This is a genomic window from Bacteroides sp. ET489 (genome assembly GCF_030518095.1).
In the GTDB taxonomy this organism is placed as follows: domain Bacteria; phylum Bacteroidota; class Bacteroidia; order Bacteroidales; family Bacteroidaceae; genus Bacteroides; species Bacteroides ndongoniae.
Genome location: NZ_JAULLJ010000087.1, coordinates 1 through 3,487, shown reverse-complemented (window position 1 = coordinate 3,487; position 3,487 = coordinate 1). Strand labels below are relative to the sequence as shown.

Below are 3,487 nucleotides of genomic sequence, written 5' to 3'. Positions count from 1 at the left end.
GCAGACCATGGTGCTGGACATCGTATTTGTGGACGGCGGACGCACACAGCGCACGGAGGTCGACCTGACGGAAGCCCTTGCGGACTTTAACGGCGATATGACCACCGCCTACCGCGTGACCGGCACGCTGGAAACGCCTGTCGGCATGGAGGAAGGCAACGCCGAAATCACCGGTTGGGAACCGGTGGACGGAGGCGATGTGGATGCGGAAATGTAGGAAAATTAATAATTAACAATTAATAGTGAATAGGATGAAAACAAGACATTTTGCCCTCGCAGCGCTGGCACTGACACTGGCCGCCTGCAACAACGACAACGAGAACCTGAACGGTGGCCCGGTAGCCGCCCAGTTTACGGCCGAAATCTATGAGGCTACATCTACCCGCGTCAATTCGGAAGGAACCGACTGGACCGACGGCGACCGCATCGGCGTCACCGGCGCAGGCTTCACCAACGTGCCCTACAAGAGAGAGAACGGTAAGTTCGTGACCGACGGTACGACCATCTATTTCAATGACACCGAAACGCATACCTTCCATGCCTACTATCCGTATCAGGCTGAGGGCGGAACGGTGACCGTCAGCACCGCAGTCGACAAGCAGGGCGCGGACATCGACTTCCTCTTTGCCTCGGGAGCCACAGGCGACACCCACAACCCGACGGTGAGCTTCACCGGCGACCATGCGTTCCACCACTGCATGAGTCTCATCAAGTTCACCTTCAAGGCAGGCGATGGTCTCAGTTTCAACGAAACGGAACCTGCCGGCTACACGTTGGAGGGGCTGAAGCACGAAGGCACATTCGACACGGCTACCGGCACGACTGCCGTAACCGCAGCCTCCGAATCGCCGATTACCATGCAGCTGGGCGGTGCCACCACTTCGCAAGTCATCATTCTCCCACAGGAAGTGAACTCCTCTCTTAACCTTAAAGTGTCTTACAACGGACAGAGCTACAACGCCCAACTGAAACTGCCTGCTACACCCACAGCCAATTTCTACACAGCAGGCTATGCCTACACCTACAACATAACGCTCAACAATAAGGACATCGAGGTGAGCGACCCCACAATTAACCCGTGGGAATCCGGAGATTCGAACGATGCAAGTGCAGAGTTGTAATCCCCGCACACCGCTGCCCCGGCGCAAGCGTCAAGCCGGAGCTGCCCATAGACAGAATGGTGCGACGGCCGCCTTCGCAGGCGGCGGCAGCACAAAACGAAAACAAATAAAAAACAACCCGATATGAAGAAAAGACATTCCATCCATGTAATTCTTGCCGCAGCCGCCCTGCTCCTTGCCATGGCTGCCTGCACGAAGGACGAACTGGCGGACGGCGACCGTCTGCCCGAAGGACAATACCCCCTTGAGATAGCCCGCATCACCCTCGACGTGGAGGGCGGCGAGGCGCAGCCCTGGGGCACACCGCAGACGCGCGTCAGCGAGATTGCGGACGGCAACAGCAGCAAGTTTGACGCGGACGACAAGTTCGCCGTACAGATAGACGGCAAGGACGAGGTCGGCACCTACGCCGTGCAGGACAACAACACCGTCAAAGCCGAAACACCCCTGTACTGGAGCGACACCGGCGAACATACCGTCACCGCCTGGTACCCCGCCACGGGCGGCACCCTCGACCTCAGCGACCAAAGCCAAAGTCTTGCCTACCTGCTGTACGGCACAGGCAGCGGCAACTACCAGACTCAGGTCACGCTGAATTTCACCCACGCTCTGGCGAAGGTGCGCGTGACGCCCACGGACGATGCACTCGGCGAGGTGCAGAGTCTTCAGCTCTATACCTACACACAGTGTACTTATGAAAAGGGCACGGTAGTGCAAGGCTCGCAAGAGGGCTGGATAGAGATGAAGAAGTGCGAATACACCGAGAACAGCACAACCATCACCTGCTGGGAGGCGAACGTGGTGCCCGGCTACGAAATCAAGCAGCTGCGGGCAAACGGCACCGAGGAACGCGACCTCTCCGCCACCTTCACCCCCGAGGCAGGCAAGTTCTACAACATCACGCTGGATAAGGACAAGGGATATACCGACGACGGACATGGCAACTACACCGTGACCTCCGCCGAGGGTCTGAAGAACATCGCCGAACTGGTGAACGAAGAATGGAAGTTAGACATCAATATCACCCTGACCAACAACATCGACCTGACAGGCATCGACTGGACACCGATAGGCAAAGATGATAACAAAGCATACACCGGCACCTTCGACGGCAATGGCAAGACCATCACGGGGCTGACCGTTACGAGAAGTAACCGATATACGGGTCTGTTCGGCTTCATCAAAGGCACGGTGAAGAACGTAGTGCTGACAGAAGTAAACGTAACAAGTGGCACGTTCGTCGGCGGCGTGGCGGGATGGAGCTTTGGCGGCAACATTGAAAACTGCTCGGTGTCGGGCAGCGTCAGCGGTAGTAGCGGTAGCAACGTAGGCGGTGTGGTGGGCTATCAACAGGTCGGTTCCATCACCGGATGCAGTTCCTCGGCCACAGTGAAGGGAACGGAGCGTGCCGGCGGCGTGGTAGGTGTAACGAATGGTGGTACTACTCTCCTGACCGCCTGCTATGCCACGGGCAACGTGACCGTTGAAAATGACGGTACAAGCAACGCCTGGGCCGGCGGTATAGTGGGAATGAACGGAACTGGCACTCTCATTGCCTGTTATGCCGCGGGCAATGTCAGCGGTAACATTGTAGGCGGCGCGGTGGGAATAAACTATGCTAACGTGACCGCATGCTACTGGAGCGGCCTCCCCGACAATGACAACGGTGGAGCCACGAAGGTGGACGGCACAACCGTTACTTGGCAGAACGCCGTTGATGCCATGAACAACGCATTGAACGGCTCAGGCTGGCAGTACGAACTCACCGGAGCATTGCCTACCTTGAAGAAACAGTGAACCGTCGGGCGGGAAAAATTCCGCCCGCAGCTTGAGATAAATAAAAATTATTGTCAAACCGCCGAATGTCGGAAGGCCGTCCGGAAGGGGTCGTGGAGGGGGATAGGATGAACCGCCACCTTATGTGACATCAACCGCCACCTTATGCAGGATGAACCGCCACCTTATGTGGCATCAAGCGCCACCCCATCGCAGACGGATTCCGGCAGGAGGTTAAAATCTTTTTACGCCATGGCATACTTTAAGAAACAACAACTCAAGAGCAACGGGAAATGGTATCCCAAGTCTGTAACCATCGGCCGCCCCGTCGATACCGACACCGTGGCCAAGAAACTGGCCGACCTGTCGTCGCTCAGCGTGGGCGACGTGCTGTCCGTGCTCAAGCTGCTGGGCGGCGTTATCGGCGACTACATGAACAACGGCCGCTCCGTCAAGCTGGACGGCGTGGGCACCTTCTACTACACCGCCAACGCCGAAGGCCAGGGCGTGGACTCGCCCGACAAGGTGGGCGCGCAGCAGATAACGGGCACGCGCGTGCGCTTCATCCCCGAGGTGTCGCGCGGTTCGAG

Annotated in this window: 3 protein-coding genes and 1 pseudogene; all 4 read left to right on the top strand. The window is 57.6% G+C overall.

The annotated features are described in order from the left end of the window. Positions 1-217, top strand: a pseudogene (locus Q3C19_RS18015) (hypothetical protein); the annotation flags it as partial. A gap of 34 nt (positions 218-251) precedes the next feature. Further along, a complete protein-coding gene (locus tag Q3C19_RS18010) occupies positions 252-1,121 on the top strand; it encodes a fimbrillin family protein (protein ID WP_302731205.1) in 870 nt (289 codons plus the stop codon). Positions 1,122-1,244: 123 nt separating this feature from the next. Beyond that, positions 1,245-2,918 (top strand): GLUG motif-containing protein, encoded by a 1,674-nt coding sequence (locus Q3C19_RS18005; RefSeq protein WP_302731203.1) that lies wholly within the window; start codon positions 1,245-1,247, stop codon positions 2,916-2,918. A 231-nt stretch (positions 2,919-3,149) separates the two neighbouring features. Further along, a partial coding sequence (locus Q3C19_RS18000; RefSeq protein WP_302731201.1) for an HU family DNA-binding protein occupies positions 3,150-3,487 on the top strand: 338 nt, incomplete at its 3' end.